The organism is Gemmatimonadota bacterium, assembly GCA_026702745.1.
GTDB lineage: Bacteria > JAAXHH01 > JAAXHH01 > JAAXHH01 > JAAXHH01 > JAAXHH01.
On sequence record JAPPBT010000023.1, the window covers coordinates 1 to 2112 of the forward strand.

Consider the following 2112-nt stretch of genomic DNA (forward strand, 5'->3'; position numbering starts at 1 on the left):
CATCCTTGTAGGTGAGATACTCGTTCCACGATGACGCTCCGCCCGTGTCGGTCAGGGACCACATGTAGATCCCCGACGCCCCATAGCGCCAACTCGTCCACGCCATGAGGCGGCCGGCGTAGGGATCGAAGACGCGGCTCGTCCACGCCGCGTAGAACTCCAACCCGATCCCCTGATCCCGCTTCTTCAGGTAGTAGTCGCGGTACTCCTGACCCTGCGTCAGGAAGGACACGTAGTTCGGGCACAGGACGTGGCACGCATCGATCATCGCCTGATTCGCCCGGTCCATGTCCCGGTGGGTCGTATCCTCCCAGATGCGGACTCCTGTCTCGGCTTCGCGGATGGGCTTCGCCCACGCCAAGATGCGCTCGTCCTGCCACGGCTCGTCCGGCTCATCCACCAAGAGCAGCCCGAACTGTTCCGGCTGCAATCCCTTGGCCATCATGTGTTGCGCCCAGAACGCGATCCACGCCTTCACCGCGGTGTTGAACTCCGGCGTGCCCATAGGCAACGATTCGAAGTGTCGGCCCACTTTCGCGAAGACGAGGTACTGGGCTGCATCCGGCCACAGGTCGATCCAGGCATCGAAGTAGTCGGTGGAGGGCGGCGCCGTCATCGCCCCTTGCGCATCGTGGGTGCCCCGGGGCAGCGCCAGCTTGAGGGCCCACGGCGAGTCGACGAGATGTTCGCGCAGGTGCTCGATGATCGCCGGCCGGTTCTGCTCGGTCACCAAGCGAAAGTGACTGATTCGGTCCGTGTAGTCCCATCCGCCCAGGTGCAGCGACTGCTCTTCCGGAAAATCCAAGGGATACAGGTGCATGCGCAGCGGAAACCGCTTGCCCCCCTGCACGGACTCCACGACGACCTCGCCCTCATACACGCCCGGCTGCACGTCCACCGGATGGAAGGTCAGCCACACCTGCCGCGTCATGCCCGAGGGCACGGTCACCCCATACAGATCGTTCTCGGCAACAACCTCCGGCAGGGCCGCGGCAACTGGCACCCCCCTCCGCGTATCCGTCCAAGCCACCTCGTGAACGGTCACATACGCCGGATTATCGCCGCCGGGCAGCCCGCTCAGGCGGAACAGCACCTGCATCGGCTCGTCACTGCTGTTGCTCACATTGAACGCCGCCGCGCGGTATTCCTCGCGCATCAGATGCACCTCAACGGCCAGTTCCGCCGTCGTGTCCGGCGTGCCGATGAGCGGCAGCGGATCCCACAGATTCGAGCGCCAGAATGTGAGCGGCTCAAATCCTCTGGCGCGCCAGAGCCGCGCCTGCGTGCGCAACACCCGTTCGTGCCACGGATTCAGCGGCAGCACGGCCTGGAAATCATCCCCGAACGCAGTGCCGGCCTGCCCCAATGCCCCTTCCACGGCCGCCAGCTCGCCCAGCACATCGCGTTGCGTCTCGACCGGGACACCTTCTTCTTCCGCCGCCCTCCTCAGCGCCTGAATGTCCCGAACCAAGCGCGTCCGAATCCCCGCTTGGATGCCGATCTGGCCCGCGTACGCCTTCAGATCCGCAATGGCCGACCCGAGCAACGGCTCATGGACCCATTCCGGCTCTCCGGCGTAAACCTCAATCTCGTCGACGAAGATGAACGGCTCGTTCCACACAATCAGGCTGACATAGCGGCCATGTGTCCTCAGCCGATCCGTCCAGTACCAGTGCGTCCCGTACCCCGTCGCAACGGGCGAGCTGTGTTCCGCGCTCAGTCCCACCAGATCCCCGATCTCGTGGAATTGCCTGTCTTCACCGGCCGTGAAAATCCGAATCGCCAGCGGCCATCTCACGTCCGCACGACCCGCCGCCGTATTGAACGAGACGCCCCGTATCGGCTGCACTGCACCCAAGTCTAGCGTCACGATCACGGGATTCTTATCCTGCCAGCCCACGGTCGCCAGTTTCGTCCAGAAACTCTCCTCCCCTCGATAGTACTCCCCATCCGTCAGTTGCCTGACATCGTCGGCGTCCGTGCAGTGTTCATAGTTCGGCGCTGGCTCCATGGTGTAGGTCGCCCCCAACGCAATGTTCTCGCTCGGACGGTCCGCCGGACCCGCCTCCGCGTCCTGGACCCACGCCAGTACCCCCATGCTCTATCGATTGG

At 64.2% G+C, this 2112-nt stretch carries 1 protein-coding gene; it reads right to left on the bottom strand.

The annotated features are described in order from the left end of the window. Positions 1–2098: hypothetical protein (locus OXH56_04245; GenBank protein ID MCY3554515.1), on the bottom strand; the 2098-nt coding region annotated here is incomplete at its 3' end. Positions 2099–2112 lie beyond the last annotated feature (14 nt).